We start from the raw sequence: 19,899 nt of genomic DNA, 5'->3' as shown, positions 1-19,899 counted from the left end.
GCGATCGGACCGCCGCTCCGCCGCTGTCGCCCACCCGGCAGTTATTGCTCAGAGTTATCACCCGTGATACACACAGTGAGAAAGGGGGAGGGGCGGGCGGCGCGGGAGCCCGTGGACGCCACACCCCCACCGGATCCGTCGAAGAATGCCGCCAAGTCGACATCTGATGGCGTCTTTGTCGGCGAAGATAGAGACTGATCCCGTGCCGGACAACACGGTTCGGCAACTACCCATCAAGGGGCGGTGAGTTCACACATGTTCATTGCGGCCCAAAAGGGCGACATCACCACCATCATCGGCGGAATCGCCCCGGACTGGGGCCCGTTCGGCAGCCTGGGCAACGAGGCCCGGGTGATGGTCGAAGTCATCATGGCGGTGGCGATCCTGCTCTGCCTCGGCATCGCCATCTGGGGCGCCGCCAAGCAGCGCATCGGCGCCACGGCGCTCCGCGACACCTTCAGCGCCGAGCAGGGCAAGGGCCTGATCGTGGCCGGCCTCACCGGCGTCTTCATCATCGGCTCACTGGGCACGCTGTTCACCATCGTCTACGGCATGGCCGTCTAGCCGGCCGGCGCGCGGTCGTTCGGCGCGGTCGGTGCGGCGCGGTTCCGGCGCGGCGGACTCCCCGCCCGCCGACCGACCCCGCCCCGGACCCCGCGCCGTCCGGGCGCACGGCAGGGCCGCGTCCCTCAGCCCTGCCCGCCGCCACCGGTCACCACACCGCGCACGTCGGCACGTGCCCGTCCCGGCGCCGCACCGCATGCGCCCCCGCCTTTCCTCCCTCCGCCGTCCCGTGCCCTTCCGTACCCCCGGAACGTCCCACCCCCCTGCCCGAGGCACCATGCTGACGCCCCCTCACCCCGGCCCGCGGGTCCCTGAGCCGCGCCGTGACCACGCCCGCCACCAGCGGGCCGATTGGGCCGCCCGCGGCGCGGGGACAGGTGCTTCCGGAGACCGGCAGCCCGCGGCGGGCACGCGACGGACCACGGGAACAAACCGCCCGGAGCCGCCCATTCACCCCCGTCGCCGAGCAACTGAGGAACCGTCACGGTGAGATGTACTCGTACCACTTCACCCGAGCCGCCGCCCGCGCGGCTACGGTCGTATGAAGGCGGCACACCAACGGCACGGACGGCGAGGGCGGCAGCCGCGAGGGCGGCAGAGGGGGCACAGGCGCGATGAGCATCGGCGACGACGGAGGCTACGGCGACGACCGCGGCTCCGGCACGGGCCAGACCAGAACCAGACTCCCGGACGGCGAGAGCGACACCTACGGCACGCCCCGCCGCGGCCGGTCCGGCCTCTCCAGCCGCAACCTCGTCACGGTCGTCGGCGTGGTCGTCCTGCTGATCGCGGCCATCGCCTTCGCCAACCGCGGCGACAGCGGCAACGACGGGACCGACACCGGCTCCGGCGGCTCCCCCAAGGACCGGGCCGCGGCCCAACCCACCGCCCCCACCGGCACCAAGCCGGTCACCGGCAAGTCCGCCGGCATCGCCACGGGCTTCCCGAAGACGGAACAGGGGGCACAGTCGGCGGCGGCGAACTATGTGGTGGCGCTGGGCAGCGACGGTATGTACAACGCCGTTCGGCGGCAGGAGATTGTCCGGTCCGTCTACGCACCGTCGGAGGCAGCGGCACGCGAGGGCGAACTCGACAAGACATACGCGAACCCCACCCATCTCAAGCAGTTCGGCCTCAACCCGGACGGCACGGCTCCAGAGGGCATGACGTTCATCTCGCGCGCCAACCCGGTCGGCGCGAAGACGGAATCGTTCAAGGGCGACACGGCCAAGGTCTCGGTCTGGTACTCGGCCCTCTTCGGCCTCGCGGGCGCAAAGTCCCAGAAGCCGGTCACGGAGAGTTGGTACACCGCCACCTACGACCTCCAGTGGGCCAACGGGGACTGGAAGGTCGTCGACTTCACGCAGCAGAACGGCCCCGCCCCGATCGGGCGCGACCAGGCCGTCGCGTCGGCCGATGACATGACCAAGGCCGTGCAAGGCTACGGAGGTTTCACCTATGCCCGGTAAGCCCAAGCACCGCCGTGTGTTCTCGGTCGCCGCCGGGCTGACCGGCGCGCAGTCCTTGGTCCTCATGCTCGCGACGCGTGCTGTGGCTGCGCCACCCAACCCCTGCGACGGCTTCAGCGGCCCCGCGCTGCGGGACTGCCAGCAGCAGAATCAAACCGGGGGCGGCTCGCTGCCGAGCAACCCCCTCGACAACAACCCCCTCGACCCCCTCGGTTCGCTGGCGCAGGGTTGTGCGAAGGCTGCTGCGTGGATTGTCGATAAATTGTCGGGGGCGGTGAAGGCCACTTCGCAGGTGGACTTCACCAATTCGGCGTTTCTGCGGCAGTACGCGGTGGTCTTCGCCGCGTCGACCGTACTGACGCTCGTGCTGTGGCTGCTGGCCGTCGCCAAGCGGGCCGTGCGGGGGGTGCGGCTGACGGAGGCGATCAGCGAGGCGGTCGGGTTCCTGTGGCTGACGGTGCTGGCGTCCGCGTTCACGCCGCTGATCCTGTACACGGTGGTGTCGGCGACCGACGGGGTCACCGAGATCATCGCGAAGGGGACGGGGGCGCAGACCGACACGTTCTTCGGGGCGTTCTCACAGGCGTTGACGAAGGGGACCGACATCGGCGGCGGGCCGATCATGCTGATCGTGGTCTCGCTGGTGTCCGTGCTGGCCGCGGGTGTGCTGTGGCTGGAACTGGTGATCCGGGCCGCGCTGCTGTACGTCGGGGCGCTGCTGGGGACGGTGGTGTACGCCGGGCTGGTCGACAAGAACATGTGGGGCCATGTGCGGCGTTGGGCCGGCATCATGATCGCGGTGATCATGGTGAAGCCGGTCATCGTGATCGTGCTGGGGATCGCCGGCGCGCTGTCCGGGGACAAGGGGCCGAACGCCTTCTCGGCCGTGGTGTCCGGGCTGGCCATCATCGTCCTGGCGATCTTCGCCAGTGCGGTGATCTATCGCTTCGTGCCGGGCTTCGGTGACGAGATGGTGTCGGCGCGCAGCAGCAAGGGCCGGGCGACGGACGGGAGTCAGGCGGCCGCCATGATCTCCTCGCCGGCGGCGCTGGTGTCGCAGGGCATCAAGACGCACAGTTCCCGCCGGTCGGGCGGGGACGGCGGCGCGCAGGGCGGGCAGTCCCGGCCGGCCGACGCGGTCTCCGGCGGCGTCGCCGCCCACGGTTCCCGTTCGAGCTCGTCGGCCCCGGCGGCCCCGTCGCCCCGGGCGAACCCCGGCCCCGGCGGCGCCCGCCCCGGCAAGGCACCTGGAGGTGAGGGGCGTTGAGCACGCCGTCCCATCCGATCGCGCCGCGGCGCACGTATCTGATCGGCCGCGCCCGGCCCAATGCCGTCATCGGCAAGAACCGGGAGACCGGCGAGGTCGCGCTGATCATCGCCGGTGCGTTCCTCGGGATGATGTGCGGGCTGCTGGTGCCCTCGCTCCCGCTGCGGATCGCCTCGCTGACCGGCTTCCCGGTGCTGGGGCTGGCCGTGGTCTACGTGCCGTACAAGGGGCGCACGTACTACAAGTGGTTCGAGGTCCGGCGGAGTTTCCGCCGGACGGTCCGCAAGGGAGGGGCGGTGTACCGCTCCGGGGCGATGGAAGCCGGCGTACGGCTGGACGGGAGGGAAGTGGAGATCGGGCCGCCGCCCGGTATCGGGCGGATCAGTTGGCTGTCGGCGCCGTTCGGGCCGGACGAGATCGCGGTGCTGCTGCACGCCGACCGGCGGACGGTGACCGCGGCGATCGAGATCGAGGGGCCGGGCGTCGGGCTGCGGGACAGCGAGGACCAGGAGGCTCTGGTCGACCGGTTCGGCACGCTGCTGAAGCACGTCGCCAACGGGGACGGCTTCGTGACGCGGCTGCAGATGCTGGCGCGGACGCTGCCCGCCGACCCGGACGCGCACGCCAAGGACGTCGCCCAGCGGGGCGCCGTCGACTCCCCGCGGTGGCTGCAGGAGTCGTACGACCAGCTGCAGTCGATGGTGTCCACGTCCTCCGAGCAGCACCGGGCCTATCTGGTCGCGTGCATGCACTACACCCGGGAGTTGGCCACGGAGGCGGTCACCATGGCCCGGGCCGCGGCCGCCCAGCGCACCGGGCTGCTGCGCCGGAAGCTGGACCGGGACGCCGGGCTGGCGGTGGTGATGGCGCGCGAGCTGACCGACATCTGCGCCCGGTTGACGGAGGCGGACATCCGGGTGCGGCAGCCCCTCGGACAGGCGCGGCTGGCGTCGCTGGTGCACTCCATGTACGACCCGGACCACCCGATCGACCACATCCAGGCGATGAGCCGGCGCAACGCCTGGCCGGCCGAACTGGACGCGACCGAGCCGACGTACCTCCAGGCCAAGACCCGGGAGTCGTCGACCCGGGCGCCCTGGTGCCACGCCACCGCCTGGGTCAAGGAGTGGCCGCTGACCCCGGTGGGCGTCAACTTCCTCGCGCCGCTGCTCGTCCACACCCCGGACGTGATCCGGACGGTCGCGGTCTGCATGGACCTGGAGCCCACCGAGGTGGCCATCGAGCGGATGCTGACGGAGAAGACGAATGACGACGCGGAGGCCAGCCGGGCGGCGAAGATGAACCGGGTCGTCGACCCGCGGGACGTCGCGCACCACGGGCGGGTGGACCAGCGCGGCGAGGACCTGGCGTCCGGCGCGGCCGGGGTCAACCTCGTCGGCTACCTCACCGTCTCGTCCCGTTCGCCCGAGGCGCTGGCCCGCGACAAGCGGACCATCCGGGCCTCGGCGGGCAAGTCCTACCTCAAGCTGGAGTGGTGCGATCGGGAACACCACCGGGCGTTTGTGAACACCCTTCCGTTCGCGACCGGTATCCGCCGCTAGTCCGGTAGCCGCCGCCAACGCCGCTGCAAGCCCAGGGAGGCGCGTACGTCATGGCCATGTTCGATCCGCTCGGTGCCCTCACCGAAGCCTTCACCAGTTTCCTGTTCGGGAAGGTGGAGACGACACGGCTGCCCGTACGCACCTCCACCGGCCAGGCGCAGGCCGTCTATCTGCCGACGGCGGCGCCGGGCCTGGGCGACTCGGGCGTCATCATCGGGCGGGAGGTGTACTCCGGCAAGGGGTACATCTACGACCCGTTCCAGCTGTACGGGCAGCAGCTGCCGGCGCCGCACTGGCTGGTCCTCGGCGAGTCCGGCAACGGCAAGTCGGCGCTGGAGAAGACCTATGTGCTGCGGCAGTTGCGGTTCCGCGACCGGCAGGTCGTGGTGCTGGACGCACAGGGCGAGGACGGCGTCGGCGAGTGGAACCTCATCGCCCAGCAGCTGGGGATAACGCCCATCCGCCTGGACCCGGCCGCCGCCCTCAACGGCGGCATCCGCCTCAACCCGCTCGACCCCTCGATCACCACCACCGGCCAACTGGCCCTGCTCCGGACGATCATCGAGGTCGCCATGGGCCACGGTCTGGACGAACGTTCCGGGTTCGCCCTGAAGGTGGCGCACGCGGCGGTGCTCAGCACCTACGAGGACGGGGAGGGCGGAGCGGACGGGGAGGGCGCGGCGAAGAGCGCGTCCCGCGGCCGGCAGCCGGTGCTCTCCGACATCGTCGAGCAGCTGCGGCATCCCGAACCGGCGTCCGCCGAGGCGATGAACGTCGACATAGACGACGTCCGCGCCTGGGGCCTGGACGTGGCGCTGGTGCTGGACCGGCTGGTCGACGGCGACCTGCGCGGCATGTTCGACGGGCCGACCTCGGCCGGCATCGACCTGGACTCGCCGCTGATCGTCTTCGACCTCTCGCACATCGACCGGAACTCCATCGCGATGCCGATCCTGATGGCGATCGTCGGCGTCTGGCTGGAGCACACCTGGATCCGCCCGGACCGCAAGAAGCGGATCTTCCTGGTCGAGGAAGCCTGGCACATCATCAACTCGCCTTTCGTGGCGCAGCTCTTCCAGCGGCTGCTGAAGTTCGGCCGCCGACTGGGCCTGTCGTTCGTGGCCGTCGTCCACCACCTCAGCGACGTGGTCGACGGCGCGGCCGCGCGGGAGGCCGCGGCGATCCTGAAGATGGCGTCCACCCGGACGATCTACGCGCAGAAGGCCGACGAGGCGCGCGCCACGGGGCTGGTGCTGGGGCTGCCGCGCTGGGCGGTGGAGATCATTCCGACCCTGACCCCGGGCATCGCCGTCTGGGACGTCAACGGCAACGTCCAGGTGGTCAAGCACCTCATCACCGAGGCGGAGCGGCCACTGGTCTACACCGACCGGGCGATGACCGAGTCGTCGGCCCTGCCGACGGACGAGGCACGGGCCCTCTCCCTGGCGGCGGACGCCGAGGCCGAGGCGCGCGCCGAGGCCATCGCGCTGGCACGGCAGTTGCGGGACGAGTCGAGCGAGACGGTGGCGTGAGTCGCGGATACGGCGTGCAGCGCGGGTACGACGACGAGGACGCGTACGGGTACGGCCCCGGGGGCGGTCGCGGGTACGGCCCCGGGGACGGCCGGGGCGCGGGCCGGCCCAGGGGCCGGGGCGTGCCCGACGCCCTGCTGGTGGGGCTGATCGGCTTTCTGCTGGGGCTGACGCTGGTGGTGTGGACGGCGACCGGGCTGGCCGGCCTGTTCGCACACGGCGGCTGGCCGTCGGGGGTGACGTACGGCGGTACGCCGATGGCGCTGCGGCATCTGGTCGCCGCGCCGCATGACATGGCGGCGGCCTGGCCGAACACCCCGAAGGCGGAGCTGTCGGGCTACGGGCTGTTCTGGGGGCTGTTCGTCGGCGAGTTGCTGGTGCTGCTGGTGCTGGGGATCTTCGTGCTGGGGACGGTCGCTCGGTACCGGGCCGTCCGGGCGGCCCGACGGGCGCAGGGCGGACAGCGCAGGCGGACCGGGCGGGGGCGGGCCGGCGCGCCGGGCATCCCCGCCGGTGCGGAGCCGCAGCCGGGGTCGGTCGTGGCCGAAACGGCCGTCGGGGGGACGACGGCCGTGCCGGGCGCTCCGCCGGCCGCGCCGCAGCCGACCGCCCCGCCGGTGCCCGCCGTTCCGCAGACGCCCGCCGAACCCATCGTGGCCGCCGAACCCGCAGTGCCGGCCGTCCCGCAGGGGCCGTTCGGGGCCGCGGCGCCCGCGCCCGCGGCCGCGCCGACGACCTCCGTCCCGGAACCCGCGCTCCCCCGCGTCGAGTTCGGCCCCGACCGGGCCGCCGCCCGGGCCGCGGCGCTGGCCGTCGCCACCGCCGCCCCCGGCCCGCTGGTCGTCGCCACCACCGACCCGGCGCTCTGGGCCGAGACCAAGGACGCCCGCGCCAAACTGGGCCCGGTGCCGGTCTACGACCCCACGCACCGCCTGGACACCCCGGCCCGGCTGCGCTGGTCGCCCGCCGCGGGCTGCGAGGAGATCGGCACCGCCGCCGCCCGGGCCGTGGCGCTGCTGGCGCCGGTCCGGCCGGCCGGCGCCCTGGACTCGGCCGTCGCGGACGCCGCACAGACCCTGCTGCGCTGCTGGCTGCACGCCGCCGCGCTGGACGGCCGCCCGTTCCGTCAGCTGCACCGCTGGGCGCACGCCGCGGGCGGCGCCCAGGAGCCGGTCCGCATCCTGCGCACCCACACCAAGGCGGCCGCCGGGCAGGCCGGGGAACTGGAGTCGGTGCTCACCGCGCACACCGAACGCCGTGAGCTGGCAAAGGAGTTGGTCGGACGGGCGCTGACCGCACTCTCCTCGGTCCATATCCGCGACGCCAGCAATCCGCTTCGATCGGATGCGCTCGTTCTCGAATCATTCATCGCCGAGGGGGGAACGCTGTACGTGGTGGGCGAGTCCCTTGAGAACCCGCGCACCGACCCGGGTGCGATGCCGCTGCTCACCGCACTCCTCTCGCACGTGGTCGAGCACGGCCGCCGCATGGCCGAACGGTCATCCGACGGTCGGCTCGACCCACCACTCACCCTCGTCCTGGACGACATCGCGGCGCTGGCCCCGCTGCCCGCGCTGCCGGGCCTGCTGGAGAGCGGCCGGGCGCGCGGGCTGCTGACGCTGGCCACGATGCGCTCCCGCGAGCAGGCCCGGGCCCGCTGGCCGCAGGACTTCGCACCGGCCTGACGACACCGGACACGCCCTAGCCGGCCACCGCCGCCACCGGTCGCGGCGGTGCCGTGACCAGGTGGTCGGCCAACTCCGCCCAGTGGCCGGAGAGATAGAAGTGGTCGCCGCCGGGGAAGACCCGCAGCCGGAAGCCGCCGGCGGTGTGCTGCCGCCAGGCGGCCACGTCCTCGACGTCGACCAGCGGGTCGTCGTCGCCGGTCAGCGCGGTGACGGGGGCGGCCAGCGGCGGTCCGGCCCGGTCCCGGTAGGTCTCCACCGCCCGGTAGTCGCTGCGGACCACCGGCAGCGCCATGGCCAGCACGTCCGGGTTGTCCAGCAACCGCGGGTCGGTGCCCCGGGTCCGCCGGATCTCCTCTATCAGGCCCTCGTCGTCCCGTAGGTGGACGGTGCCGCCGCGCACCCGGGACGGCGCCCAGGCACTGGAGACGAGCAGATGCGCCGGGCCGGTCCCAGCACGCTCCAGGAGGCGGGCCACCTCGTAGGCCACGAGGGCGCCCATGCTGTGCCCCAGCAGGATCAGCGGGCGGCCGGCCAGCGGCGCCACCGCCCGGTGCACACCGGCCGCCAGCGCCCGCAGGTCCTCGACGCGGGACTCCCGGATCCGGTCGTTCCGGCCCGGGTACTGGACGGCCAGCACCTCGTACGGGCGGCCGCCGGCGGCGCGCGCGGCCACCGCGGTGGCCAGCGGCCGGTAGGCGCCGGCACCGCCGCCCGCGTGCGGGAAGCAGACGACCCGGGCGGCGCCGGCCGCGGGCTGCGCCGGCCCCGGGCGCAGCCGGCGCAGCCAGGGGTCGGCGGCCGGGGCCGGCCGGGGCCGCGGCAGGGTGAGCGCCGTGCCGTCACATCCCACGGGTGTAGCCCCCGTCGACGGTCAGGGACTGCGCCGTGATCGCGGCCGCCCGGTCGGAGGCCAGGAAGCCGATCAGCTCGGCGGCCTCCCGGGCCTCCACCAGCCGCCGCAGCGGGATGGACTTGCGCGCCTGGCGCAGCATCCGTGCCGGGTCGGCGCCGATCTCCTCGGCGGAGGCGGCGATCTCGCGGCGCAGCATCGGGGTGTCGATCCAGCCCGGCAGCACGGCGTTGACGGTGATGCCGCGGGCGGCGAGGTCGAGGGCGAGGCCCTTGGTGTACCCGATCAGGCCGTGCTTGGAGGCGCAGTAGGCGGTGTTCCGCATCTTGCCGGCCTTGCCGAGGATCGACGAGACGTTGACGATCCGGCCCTTGTCGACGAGGTGTTCCAGGCAGGTGGCGGTGACCGCGAAGGTGCCGTGCAGGTTGATCTCCAGCACCCGCAGCCAGGTCTCCTCGTCGTCCGGGCCGTTCTCGTCGGCGACGCCGGCGTTGTTGACGAGGATGTGCAGCGGCCCGGCGGCGCGCAGCGCGGCGCGCAGGGCGCCGCGGACCGCCTCCCGTTCGCGCAGGTCCGCGACGAGCGCGGTGGCCCGCGCGCCGAGGTCGCGCACCTCCTTGGCGACGGTGTCCAGCTGTGCGGCGTCCCGGTCGAGCAGGACCAGCCGGGCGGCGCCGGACTCGGCCAGCAGCAGGGCCACTTCGCGGCCGATGCCCTGGGCGGCGCCGGTGACCACCGCGGTCCGGCCGGCCAGCTCACCCGGTACCGGGGCCGCGACGGGGGTGGTCAGTTCACTCATGTCACTCATGGCCGGCACCTCACGCCATCTTCAGGCCGCCGTCGACGTGCAGTACCTCGCCCGTGGTGTAGGTGTTGCGCGGGCTCGCGAGGTACGCCACGGCGTCGGCGATCGTCTCGGGTTCGGCGTACTTCTTCAGCAGCAGCCGGCTCATGATCTCGTCCTCGCCGTGGGCGCGGATGGTGTCGGTCATCTCGGTGTTGATGACGCCGGGGGCGACCGCGTTGACGAGGATGTTCCGGGAGGCCAGCTCCACCGCCATCGCCTTGGTGAAGGACTCCAGACCGCCCTTGGCCGCCGCGTAGTTGGACTGCCCGCGGCCGGGCTTGGCGGCGGACGAGGAGGAGATGTTGACGATCCGACCGTAGCGCTGCCGCAGCATCGCGGGCGCCACCGCCTGGACGGTGAGCATGGGGGCGACGAGGTTGGTGCGCAGCACGTCCTCGATGTCCGAGAGCCGCTGGTTGACCAGCAGTTCGTCGCGGGTGATCCCGGCGTTGTTGACCAGGACGTCGATCCGTCCGAAGGCGGCGCGGACGTCGGAGACGATCCGCCGCGGCACCTCGGGGTCGGAGATGTCCCCCTGGTACAGCTCGACCTTCCGGCCCAGCTTGGCGATCTGCTCGGCGACCTGTTCCGCCTCCGCCGTCGCGCTGCGGTAGTTGAGGGCGACGGCGCAGCCCTCCTCCGCCAGCCTGACCGCGATGGCGCGGCCGATGCCCCGGCTGCCGCCGGTCACCAGTGCCACCTGGCCTGCGAATTCCATGACGCTGAGGTCCTTTCGGGTCCTTGGGGGGTACGGCGTGGGGGGAGGCCGGGCGCCGCACGCGGTGGTTGCCTGCGACGGGTCGCGTGCGGCGCCCCGGGGGGATACCCCCGGCGTCGGCCGGGGGAGGCTCACACGGAGTGCGCGCTCTTGTAGTCGGCCAGCCGCAGCCCGTGGGCGTCGGCCAGTGCGGCAATGTCGATGACCTGCCGGCGGCTGATGTTCCCGTAGGAGTAGTGCCGGTCCAGGCCGGCCAGGCCCATCAGCGCGGTCTCCGCCATGCAGGCGAAGAGCTGGCCGGCCTCCAGGAAGGCGCGCGCCGAGGGGTGCAGGCTCTCGCCGTTGGGCGTGGCGACGATGCCGCCGAGCATGTACGCCAGGTCGGGCCGCTGCGCGGCCAGGTCCGGCACCGCGTTGTTGGGGACCGCGATGTCGCAGACCACCGCGTCCGACGCGAAGTGCTCCCCGGTCAGGAACGGTTCGGGGCTGTTGGAGGCGCACAGCACCAGCTGCGCCTTGTGCAGCGCGTCGGTGTCCTGGGTGACGGTCAGGAACGGGTCCTGGCCGTACCGCTCCTCCAGGTAGGCGGCGATCTCCTGGCCGCGGTCGGCGTCGTCCGGGTCCTCGGCGGACGCCCCGTCGGCCAGCCACTTGGCGATCAGCGGTTCCTCGGTCAGGCGGGCCGGGATGCCGGCCAGTTCGCCGCCCTCCGTGATCCGCGCCCACGCCTCCTGGTAGATGCCGTGCACGGTGTGCCGCAGCCGCCGCGCGGAGCCGTCCCGGCGGCTGCCGACCAGCACGATCCGGCTGAGCTTCTCGGCGAACAACTGGCTGTAGACGGAGGCGATGTTGCCGGCGGCGCCGACCACCGCGAGCGTGGCGTCGCCGACCGCGAAGCCGCGGTCCCGCGCGCCGCGCTCCATGGCCTGTACGCCCATCGCGACGGTCAGCGCGTTGCCGGAGGTCAGCGCGATGCCGGGGACGTTCAGCGAGGTGCAGTTGTTGGTGACGATCGAGGTGTACATGCCGAGCCCGGCGACCTCGCAGCCGTCCTCGCGGGCCGCCTGCACCCGCTCCTCGACGTCCGCCCGGATCCCGGCGACGTCCCCGGACGCCAGATAGCCGCCCATCTGCTCCGAGCCCACCATCAGCGGGTACAGCGCGAACTCCACGGCGCTGCCCAGCGGCGAGTCGATCCGCACGCCCGGGTAGGGCGCCGCCTTCTTCACCGGGTCCATGCCGAGCACGAACGAGCGCAGCGCGGCGTCGCTCAGGTCGGCCAGCGCCGGGTCCACCTGCCGCAGATGGGCCGGGGTGATCAGGTGGTTGACGAACGCCACCTTGCGGACCGGGCCGGTCACCGGGCGCGGCGCGCCCTGCTCGTAGCCCTCGACCGCACCGCGGAAGTCGCGGATCTCGGCCCGCGGCTTGGGGATCGTCCGGTCGCTGGCGGGGTGCACCAGGTGCAGGGTGTCCTCGTAGCGCAGGATGCGGCAGAGCCGGTCCAGCGCGCCGCGCAGCCGCTCGATCTCCTCGTCGGTGAGGAACGCGGACGGCTGGATGCGCAGCACGTTGCCGGCGCTGCCGGTCGGCGCGATCCGGATCCGCTCCTGGCGCAGCAGATAGCCGGAGAGCAGATAGCCCAGCGCCCCGGTGTAGGCGCTGCCGCGCAGCACCATGGAGCGGGCCTCGCCCTGCTCGCGCAGCTGGACGCCGACGAACAGGCCCTTGCCGCGGATGTCCTCGATGACGTCCGGATAGGCGGACTTGAGGTCGGCCAGCATCTCCACCAGCCGCTCGCCGCGCTCGGCGACCCGCCGGTACACCTTCCCGTCGTCGGCCTCCAGCATCTCGACGACCTTGCGGGCGACGGACGAGGAGAAGTCGTCCATGGCGAACGTCGAGCTGTGGATCAGGTCGAACTCGCCCTGGTACAGGGACCGGCGGACCAGCATCGCCGAGATCTTCGCCACGCCGCCGCCCAGCGACTTCGACAGCGTGTAGTAGTCGCCGCGCAGCCCGATCAGCGAGCTGGCCAGGAAGGCGCCGCAGCGGCCCATGCCGCTCTGCACCTCGTCGACGATCAGTGCGGTGCCGACCTTGTTGCAGAACAGCCGGATGGCGCGGCCCTGTTCGGCGGTGAGTGCGTGGATGCCGCCCTCGCCCTGCACCGGCTCGACCATGAAGGCGGTGATGGCGGGGAAGTCCCGCTCCACGACCCGCACCCGGCCGTCCTCGACCTCGGTGTCGAGCAGCACCACCCGCTCGTCCTCGGCGATCCGGTCCAGCAGCTCCGGCCGGTCCATGGGGACGAAGCGGACCCGGGTGCCGAGGTTCTGGAACGGGGCGCGGAAGCCGGTGTTGTAGGTGAGCTGGACGCTGCCGACGAGCTTGCCGTGGAAGGACCGCTCCAGGGCCAGGAACAGCGGCTTGGTGGCCAGCGCCGCCCCGTTGTGGGCGCCGATCGCGGCCAGCAGCCCCTCGATGCCGGCGGCCGGGGCGACCTGCCCCTGGAGGGCCGGCAGTTGGTAGGCGTCCGGGTCGACGGTGGCCGCGCCGCGGCGGACCGCGTCCCGGGCCGCCTCCAGGTGGGCCGCGGTCTCCTCGGCCAGCGCCGCCGCCTTGGTCACCCGGACCAGCTCGGCGTGCTTGACGGCCGCCTCGACGGCCTCGGCGCCGCTGTTGCCGAAGGTGGCCAGGTACGGCTCCTTGATGCCGGTCTCCCGGCGGACGACGTCGCTGAGCGCGGCGCCGAGCCGGCCGGCCTCGCCGCGCAGTGAGAACTGGGCGTGCACGGCCCGGTTCCGGTCCAGCAGCCCCTTGGCGTGGGCGACGATCTCCGGGTGGTTGTGGCCGAGGATCAGCGAGCCGTAGCCGCCCATCAGGTCCAGGACCGGCACCAGATCGCCCTGGTCGTCGCGGTGGTAGAGGGTGTTGCCCTCGGCCCGCTCGTACTCGACGTCCAGCCCCAGGGCGGTGAACACTCGCCCCATCTGCGGCTGTACGAACTCGGTGAACGCTGAGGTGGTGGACATGACTGGTGGTCTCCTAGACGAGGTGCGGCCGCTCGGCGAGCAGGGCGCCCGCGAACCCGTTGAAACTGCTGTGCAGGCTGAGGACGGTGTCGATCCGCCGCTTCCGGGCCGTTCCGGTGACGAAGTCGGTGCCGTCGTCCGGCGGGGTCGCCAGGTGCGCGATCGGCGGCAGCTCACCGGCGGCGAACAGGCTGGGCGCCAGCGCCAGTTCGGCCAGCGGTCCGGCGGCCCCCAGGGTGCCGGTGACCGGCCGCACCGAGCTGACCGGGACGCCGCTGTCCTTCAGCAGCGCCCGCAGCAGCTCGGCCTCGGCGGCGTCGTGGTGGACGGTGCCCTTGCCGTCGGCCAGGACGGCGCCGAGGGTGTCCGGCGTCACCCCGTGCGCGGCCATCAGTCCGCGGGCGCTCTCGGCCAGCGCGGCCGGGCCGACACCGCTGTCCACGGCCGGCCGCAGCGCCGCGCCGAGCACCGTGACCAGCGGGCGGGCCCCGCGCGCCGCGGCGTCCCCGGCCCGCTCCAGGACCAGCGCCACCGCGCCCTCGGCCAGCACCGTGCCGTCCCGCCCGGCGTCGAAGCTGCGCAGCGGGGCGGCGCCGTCGGCGCCGGCGGTGAGGTTGCCGGCACGGTACTGCGCGGCCAGCTTCAGCGGCTCGTTGTAGCTGCCGGCGCCGACGACCAGCGCGGTGTCGCAGTCGCCCTGGCGGAGGCTGAACGCGGCCCGCTGGAGGGCGCCGAGCGCCGCCCCGGCGTCCTGGACGAAGGCCGCGCAGTCGCCGCGGAACCGCCGGGCGATGCTGACCAGCGCCAGGGTGTTGTTGTTCAGCGCCCGGATGACGGTGAACGGGTTGAAGGTCGCGGCGTTGCCGAACGCCTCCGCCACCACCCGCGTCAGGTCCGCGCCGACCTGCCGCGAGGTGTCGGTACGGGCCTGGTCGAGCGCCTTGTGGAAGGCGGCCACGCTCAGTTCGGTGGAGTCGTCCTGGGCGACGTAGAGGCCGCGCCGCTCCTCGGGGACGGCCTGCCAGCTCTCGCCGGCCTGCCGCATGGCGTCCTCGGCGGCCAGCACCGCGTTGAAGGTGAACGCGGTGCCGAACTTCCGCAGTTTGTGGGGGACGCTGTCCCGGCTGAGCTGCTGGAGCTCGGCGGGGACGTGCCCGAAGTGGGTGATCCTCCGCGTCCGTACGTAGGGGTCCTGGTACGGCGAGAGCGCGGTCCGCGCCTCCCGCCACGCCGTCCACAGTGCCTCGGGCCCGCGCCCGGTGGGCAGCACGGCGCCGATGCCGGTGACGACGATCGCGTCGGGGGCGAACGCGCCGGGCCCGGCGCTGCCGAAGCTCTCGGCGCTGTCGGCGCCGGGAGGAGTTCCGGTGCTCGAAACGATGTCAGTGCTCATAACCACGCACCACCAGACTGGCGTTGAGTCCGCCGAAGCCGAAGGAATTGCTCACAGCCGCCGACACCTCCTGGTACCGCGCCTTCTCCGGCACGTAGTCCAGGTCGCAGGCCGGATCCGGGTTCTCCAGATTCAGCGTCGGGGGCACGATGCCGTCCCGGACGGACAGCACGGTGGCGATCAGCTCGGGCGCGCCGGCGGCGGCGATCAGGTGCCCGAGCATGGTCTTGTTGGCGGTCACCGCCAGCTTCCGGTAGTGCTCGCCGGCCGCGAACACGTCCTTGATCGCCCGGGTCTCGATCGGGTCGTTCAGCGGCGTGGAGGTGCCGTGCGCGTTGACGGAGTCCACCGCCTCGGGCACCACCCCGCCGTCCGCCAGCGCCCGGCTCATCGCCAGCGCCGCGCCGTGCCCCTCCGGGTGCGGGGCGGTGACCTGGTGGGCGTCCAACGAGCTGCCGAAACCGGCCAGTTCGGCGTGGATCGCCGCACCCCGCCGGCGGGCGCTCTCCTCGCTCTCCAGCACCAGCATGGCCGCGCCCTCGGCGGCCACCAGCCCGCTGCGGTCCCGGTCGAAGGCCCGGCACAGCCGGTCCCCGAACAGCTCGGAGGTGGACGGCGCGCCCAGCAGGTGCAGCCCGGTCATGGTCGGCAGGTTCAGCACCGAGTCGGCGCCGCCCACCACCATCGCGTCCACCTCCCCGCGCCGGATCATCCGCATTCCGTGGCCGATGGCGTGGGTGGCGCCGGCGCAGGCGGTGGAGAAGTTCAGCGCCGGGCCGCGCAGCCGGTGCCGGGCCGCGATCCCGGCGGCCAGCGCGTCGTTGGTGCAGAACAGGCCGCTGGCCCGGTCCAGCCGGTCGCGCCGGGCGAACAGCGTCTGCCAACTGGGCGCGCCGTCCTCGCCGATCGCGTGCAGCAGCTCGTAGGGGTCGCGCTCCGGTACGCCCGAGCCGACGGCGGTGCCGATCCGGCCCACCGTGCCCGGGGCGTCGATGCCGGCGTCGGCCAGCGCCTGTGCGGCGGCCGCCAGCCCGAAGCGGGCGCGCCGCTCCAGCGGCCGCGCCGGGTCCGCCTCGGCGCCGTACCGCGCGGCGAACTCCGCGTCGTCGACGGGCGCGGCGTAGCGCACCGGGAAGTCGTCGACGCCGGGCGGCCGCCAGGCGCGGATCGCCGACCGGCCCGCGGTCAGCCCCTCCCACATGGTCTGCCAGTCGAGCCCCAGTCCGCAGACGGCGCCCAGTCCGGTCACCACGACGCGGCGGCTCATTTCCCGGCTCCTTCCAGTACGACGGCGCACACCTGGCCGCGTGCGCCGCAGGCCAGCACCAGGGCCCGCGGGGCGGGCAGCGCCTCCTCGCGCACCGCCTCGCCGTCGGCGGCCAGCCGCCGCCCGGTGGCCAGGCCGTGCAGCGCCAGCAGCGTGTGCGCCAGCGGGTGGGCGGGGCCCAGCACCCCGGTGGCGCGCTCGGCGGTGAACGCGGCGGGCCGGTCCGCGGTGCCCGCGAAGACCCGCTCCAGGGCGGCGTCCTGGGCCCGTGCGGTGTCCGCCGTCCAGGCGGCGTCGGGCAGCACCCAGCCGATCCCGCCGGCGTCCGTGCCGGCCGTCTCCAGGGCCGCGTGGACGGCCTCGGCGATCGCCTCGGCCCGGTCCTCGGGCCCGGCGCCGAACGCCCGCCCGTAACCGGCCAGCCGCGCCCCCGGCGCCCCGGACCCGGCGGACGAGCCGTCCGGCCCGCCCGCGCCGCCGTCCGCGCCGCCGCCCCGCTCGGCGAGCAGGAAGGCCGCGCCCTCCCCCGGCACCGCCCCGTTCCACCCCAGCTCTTCGTACTGCGCGAAGAGCAGTGGATGCACCTTGGGGCTCACCGCCCCGACCAGCGCCGCCTCGTTCTCCCCCTCCGCGACCGACAGCGCCCCGTCGATCAGGGCCTGCAGCCCGGCGTCGGAGAACGGCGAGTACGCGGCCATCGCCCCGGTCAGCCCGAAGGCCGCCGAGATGTGCGCGGCCGCGGTGCTGTTGAGGTGGGACAGCCCGCTGAACGGCGGGACCTCCCGGCCGTAGAGGGCGGCGACCTCGGCCGGCGATCCGGCGGCCCGGTGCAGCCGGTCCAGCGCGGAGAACCGCAGCAACTCCTCGTCCACGGTGGGCAGTCCGAGGTAGAGACCCCAACCGGGGCCGCCGACCGGACCGCGCTCCGCCGGACCGGCGAGCGCCAGCCGCGCCCCGTAGAGCGCCATCCGGGCCTGCTTCTCCGAGGTGCGCAGGACCCTGCGGTGCACCCCGAGGGCGGCCGCGTCCGGGTCCGCCACCAGGAAGGCGGTGTCGAACTCCGGCCACGGGCCCGCCAGCGCCTCGGCCGGACTGCGGGTGTCCTTGCCGGCGACCAGGGCCTCCCACAGGTCGCCCGGACCGGTCCCGGCCGCGGTGTGGAGCCCGGGCGCGGTCAGCCGTACGTGATGCCTCATCGTCGCCGTCATCGCCGCGCTCACCCCGCCTCGGCCAGGACCAGGGAGCAGTTCTGGCCCCCGAAGCCGAAGGAGTTGGACAGCACCGCGGTCACCCGCGCCGGGCGCCGCTCGGTGACGACGTCCAGCCCGGCGGTCACCTCGTCCGGCTCGGTGAAGTTCAGGGTCGGCAGCAGCGTCTGCCGCCGGAGGCTGAGCACCGACAGCACCGCCTCGGCCGCCCCGCTGTTGGCCAGCGAGTGCCCCATGGCGGACTTGTTGCCGGTGACCGGGAGCGTGGCGGCCCGCGCCCCGAAGACGGTGTGCAGGGCCGCCGCCTCGCAGGTGTCGTTGGCCTCGGTGGAGGTGCCGTGCGCGTTGACGTGGTCGATGTCGTCCGGCCCGAGCCCGGCGTCGGCCAGCGCGGCCCGCATGCACTCCGCGTAGTCCGAGCCGTCCCGCGAACTGGACGTCATCTTCACCGCCTCGGTCACCCCGGCGTACCCGGCGACCCGGGCCAGGATGCGGGCGCCGCGCGCCTCGGCGTGCGCCCGGGACTCCAGGACGAGGAAGGCCGCGCCGTCCCCGATGACGAAGCCCGAGCGGTCCTTGTCGAAGGGGCGGCTGATCCGCTCCGGGTCCTTCCCGTCCACCGGGGCGAGCGCGCCCACCCCGTAGAAGGCGGTGATCGAGGTCAGCGTGGTCAGGCTCTCGGCGCCGCCGGCCAGCGCCACGTCCAGCGCACCGCTGCGGATGTAGCGGTAGGCGCTGCCGATCGCCATGCCGCCGGCGGCGCAGGCGTCCGCGTGGGTCTCCAGGACACCGGACGCGCCGAAGTAGTCGGCGAGCGCGGCGGTGGCGGTGTCCGGCTGGATCCGCGCGTGCCGGTCCGGGTCGAGCCCGCCGGCGCCGGCCGCGTCGGCTCCGCCGGCCGCCGCGGCGCCGTCGAGCGCCTCCAGGTAGCCGTCCAGGTCCAGGGCCGCGGCCTCGTGGTCCACATGGGCGGCCAGCGTGGTGAGTTCGGCCGGCTCCATGACCATCCGGTTGCAGGCGAGGAAGAGGCCGCCGCGCTCGCTGTCCAGCCGGCGCGGCAGTCCGCTGCGCTCCCATGCCTGGGCGGCGGCGTGCCAGGCGAGGACGCCGGCCGGTCCCAGCGGCCCGGCCTCCTCGGGCGCCGCGTCCGCGAGCGCCTGCCGGACATGGGGGTCGATGTGGGCAGAGACGGCGCAGGGGACGCCCCACTCCTTGTGGAGGGGGTGCTCGGCGATGAGCGTGCGTCCTTCCGCGATGTGGTCGAACAGCGCCTCCGGGTCGGTCAGTTGCCCGGCGACCAGGCCGATCCCGGTCACCACGACCTCGTGTTGGGCCCCGTGGGATATGTGGGGTGTCACTTGCATTCCTTTCGCACGACTCGCACGACGAGCGACGCCTTCCGCACCGGCCGCCGGGCGGTCAGCCGACGGGCTGGGCGTGCCCGAGGGCGGCCAGCGCGCTCCGGACGCCCTCGGCCATCACCTCGTCGCCCGTGGCGGCCTCCAGCGCGGCACCGCAGCCGGCGCAGACCGCCTTGCCGGACGCGGCCGGCTCGGCCTTGTCGGCGCCGCACTCGGTGCAGTTCTCGGGCAGGTGGTCGAAGATCGCGTGGGTGAAGGCGGCCCAGTGGGCACTGGTGGCCGCGGCGGCGACCTCGTAGGGCCGCTGGCCGGCGTGCACCTGCTCGGCGGAGTAGCCGAACGCGCTGCGGCGCAGCACCTCGGCGGCCAGCTCGGTGATGCCGCCGCGCTCGTCGTAGAGCTGCTCGGAGCCGCCGAGCACCCCGGCGAGCTGGTCCAGGACATTGGACTTCGGCAGCGCCACGCCGAGCTTGGTCTCCATTTCGAAGCGGAATTCGACCAGGTCGAGGGATTCCGCGCCGAGGTCGCCGACGAGGGTGGCGTCCGGGGTGATCTCGTCGGTCCCGGTGCCCAGGACCTGGGCGAGCCCCTCCCGTACGATCTCCTGGATCTGCTCGGCCTCGTAGGGGTTCTGCATGGTTCTCTCCTCGTTTCTGAGCACTCTGAAGACCACCGTCGACCGGCCATGGGGAATCGTCGACCAGCCATGGAAATTCTCTGGAAACGGCAGCGGAAAATATCCGACAGCGTTTAATCGAAAGCTCGCACCAGCCGCCCCGGAAATACACAGGACACTGTGGGCGCGATAGAGGAAGCCCGCTGCGCAAGCCTTGCGAAGTCGTCCGGAATTTCAGCCGACGACCGTCACCGCAGACTCGCGCATGGCGAACGATTGATGATGGATTACGCGCCCGAGACAAGATTCGGCGCCGTCAGAACGATGGGCGCACCTACGGGCACACGAGAAAGGAAACGCTTCCGGAGATTCGGAAGCCGCGATTCACGCGCTGGTGAAAGCGCTACACATGACCATCCCCCGATAGCAAATGATCCCCCGACACCTGCTTGCGCAAGAACGGGCCGCACATTGTCGGCGGCCACCTCGTCGTGACGCACTCACAAAGCCCGCTCCGCCTCT

Annotated in this window: 15 protein-coding genes; 6 read left to right on the top strand and 9 right to left on the bottom strand. The window is 73.3% G+C overall.

Translation table 11 applies throughout. From position 1 onward, the window contains the following. Positions 1-255: 255 nt before the first annotated feature. The 6 genes from K2224_RS08900 to K2224_RS08875 all read left to right on the top strand — a co-directional run bounded on the left by K2224_RS08900 (position 256) and on the right by K2224_RS08875 (position 8,079). The gene (locus K2224_RS08900; RefSeq protein WP_221906050.1) at positions 256-564 is read left to right on the top strand and encodes a hypothetical protein; all 309 of its coding nucleotides are present in this window, start codon (positions 256-258) and stop codon (positions 562-564) included. 614 nt (positions 565-1,178) lie between these two features. After that, the gene (locus K2224_RS08895) at positions 1,179-2,033 is read left to right on the top strand and encodes a hypothetical protein (protein WP_221906049.1); all 855 of its coding nucleotides are present in this window, start codon (positions 1,179-1,181) and stop codon (positions 2,031-2,033) included. Beyond that, the gene (locus tag K2224_RS08890; protein ID WP_221906048.1) at positions 2,023-3,300 is read left to right on the top strand and encodes a hypothetical protein; all 1,278 of its coding nucleotides are present in this window, start codon (positions 2,023-2,025) and stop codon (positions 3,298-3,300) included. Before K2224_RS08895 ends, K2224_RS08890 begins: the two co-directional genes overlap by 11 nt. Continuing rightward, positions 3,297-4,862 carry an SCO6880 family protein gene (locus tag K2224_RS08885; protein WP_221906047.1) on the top strand — a complete coding sequence of 522 codons (1,566 nt, stop codon included), beginning with the start codon at positions 3,297-3,299 and terminating at the stop codon, positions 4,860-4,862. The genes K2224_RS08890 and K2224_RS08885 overlap by 4 nt, the downstream gene beginning before the upstream one ends. A 56-nt stretch (positions 4,863-4,918) precedes the next feature. Further along, positions 4,919-6,394, top strand: a complete 1,476-nt coding sequence (locus tag K2224_RS08880; protein WP_221909516.1) for an ATP-binding protein — start codon at positions 4,919-4,921, stop codon at positions 6,392-6,394. A 14-nt stretch (positions 6,395-6,408) separates the two neighbouring features. Further along, positions 6,409-8,079: a type VI secretion protein gene (locus K2224_RS08875; RefSeq protein ID WP_398203052.1), complete on the top strand. Its 1,671-nt coding sequence runs from the start codon at positions 6,409-6,411 to the stop codon at positions 8,077-8,079. Positions 8,080-8,095: 16 nt separating this feature from the next. On the opposite strand, the gene K2224_RS08870 is transcribed toward K2224_RS08875, so the two are convergent. From K2224_RS08870 to K2224_RS08830, 9 genes are all read right to left on the bottom strand, one after another. Beyond that, positions 8,096-8,932, bottom strand: coding sequence for a thioesterase II family protein (locus K2224_RS08870; protein WP_221906046.1), 837 nt, complete (start codon positions 8,930-8,932; stop codon positions 8,096-8,098). Then, on the bottom strand, positions 8,922-9,740 hold the full coding sequence (locus K2224_RS08865) for an SDR family NAD(P)-dependent oxidoreductase (RefSeq protein ID WP_260692411.1): 819 nt from the start codon (positions 9,738-9,740) through the stop codon (positions 8,922-8,924). The genes K2224_RS08870 and K2224_RS08865 overlap by 11 nt, the downstream gene beginning before the upstream one ends. A 10-nt stretch (positions 9,741-9,750) precedes the next feature. Beyond that, positions 9,751-10,497: a 3-oxoacyl-ACP reductase family protein gene (locus K2224_RS08860; protein ID WP_221906045.1), complete on the bottom strand. Its 747-nt coding sequence runs from the start codon at positions 10,495-10,497 to the stop codon at positions 9,751-9,753. A 131-nt stretch (positions 10,498-10,628) separates the two neighbouring features. Beyond that, on the bottom strand, positions 10,629-13,532 hold the full coding sequence (locus K2224_RS08855; protein WP_221906044.1) for an aminotransferase class III-fold pyridoxal phosphate-dependent enzyme: 2,904 nt from the start codon (positions 13,530-13,532) through the stop codon (positions 10,629-10,631). A 13-nt stretch (positions 13,533-13,545) separates the two neighbouring features. Then, entirely contained in the window at positions 13,546-14,925 is a 1,380-nt protein-coding gene (locus K2224_RS08850; RefSeq protein WP_221906043.1) for a beta-ketoacyl synthase N-terminal-like domain-containing protein, read from the bottom strand. Continuing rightward, positions 14,915-16,192 (bottom strand): beta-ketoacyl synthase, encoded by a 1,278-nt coding sequence (locus K2224_RS08845; protein ID WP_221906042.1) that lies wholly within the window; start codon positions 16,190-16,192, stop codon positions 14,915-14,917. Before K2224_RS08845 ends, K2224_RS08850 begins: the two co-directional genes overlap by 11 nt. After that, on the bottom strand, positions 16,189-17,388 hold the full coding sequence (locus K2224_RS08840) for a beta-ketoacyl synthase N-terminal-like domain-containing protein (protein WP_221906041.1): 1,200 nt from the start codon (positions 17,386-17,388) through the stop codon (positions 16,189-16,191). Before K2224_RS08840 ends, K2224_RS08845 begins: the two co-directional genes overlap by 4 nt. A gap of 20 nt (positions 17,389-17,408) precedes the next feature. Next, positions 17,409-18,764: a beta-ketoacyl synthase gene (locus tag K2224_RS08835; protein WP_260692410.1), complete on the bottom strand. Its 1,356-nt coding sequence runs from the start codon at positions 18,762-18,764 to the stop codon at positions 17,409-17,411. A 55-nt stretch (positions 18,765-18,819) separates the two neighbouring features. Beyond that, a complete protein-coding gene (locus K2224_RS08830; RefSeq protein ID WP_221906039.1) occupies positions 18,820-19,398 on the bottom strand; it encodes an acyl carrier protein in 579 nt (192 codons plus the stop codon). Between the last annotated feature and the right edge of the window lie 501 nt (positions 19,399-19,899).

The organism is Streptomyces sp. BHT-5-2, assembly GCF_019774615.1.
In the GTDB taxonomy this organism is placed as follows: Bacteria; Actinomycetota; Actinomycetes; order Streptomycetales; family Streptomycetaceae; genus Streptomyces.
Note: the sequence above shows the minus strand (reverse complement) of the source record. Positions and strands in the feature narration are given on the sequence as shown.

What these genes read in the sequence shown, in the direction of transcription:
- K2224_RS08900 (WP_221906050.1), top strand. Translation starts at nt 256, where the DNA reads ATGTTCATTGCGGCCCAAAAGGGCGACATCACCACCATCATCGGCGGA.
- K2224_RS08895 (WP_221906049.1), top strand. Translation starts at nt 1,179, where the DNA reads ATGAGCATCGGCGACGACGGAGGCTACGGCGACGACCGCGGCTCCGGC.
- K2224_RS08890 (WP_221906048.1), top strand. Translation starts at nt 2,023, where the DNA reads ATGCCCGGTAAGCCCAAGCACCGCCGTGTGTTCTCGGTCGCCGCCGGG.
- K2224_RS08880 (WP_221909516.1), top strand. Translation starts at nt 4,919, where the DNA reads ATGTTCGATCCGCTCGGTGCCCTCACCGAAGCCTTCACCAGTTTCCTG.
- K2224_RS08865 (WP_260692411.1), bottom strand. Translation starts at nt 9,740, where the DNA reads ATGAGTGACATGAGTGAACTGACCACCCCCGTCGCGGCCCCGGTACCG.
- K2224_RS08860 (WP_221906045.1), bottom strand. Translation starts at nt 10,497, where the DNA reads ATGGAATTCGCAGGCCAGGTGGCACTGGTGACCGGCGGCAGCCGGGGC.
- K2224_RS08855 (WP_221906044.1), bottom strand. Translation starts at nt 13,532, where the DNA reads ATGTCCACCACCTCAGCGTTCACCGAGTTCGTACAGCCGCAGATGGGG.
- K2224_RS08850 (WP_221906043.1), bottom strand. Translation starts at nt 14,925, where the DNA reads ATGAGCACTGACATCGTTTCGAGCACCGGAACTCCTCCCGGCGCCGAC.
- K2224_RS08845 (WP_221906042.1), bottom strand. Translation starts at nt 16,192, where the DNA reads ATGAGCCGCCGCGTCGTGGTGACCGGACTGGGCGCCGTCTGCGGACTG.
- K2224_RS08840 (WP_221906041.1), bottom strand. Translation starts at nt 17,388, where the DNA reads ATGAGGCATCACGTACGGCTGACCGCGCCCGGGCTCCACACCGCGGCC.
- K2224_RS08835 (WP_260692410.1), bottom strand. Translation starts at nt 18,764, where the DNA reads ATGCAAGTGACACCCCACATATCCCACGGGGCCCAACACGAGGTCGTG.
- K2224_RS08830 (WP_221906039.1), bottom strand. Translation starts at nt 19,398, where the DNA reads ATGCAGAACCCCTACGAGGCCGAGCAGATCCAGGAGATCGTACGGGAG.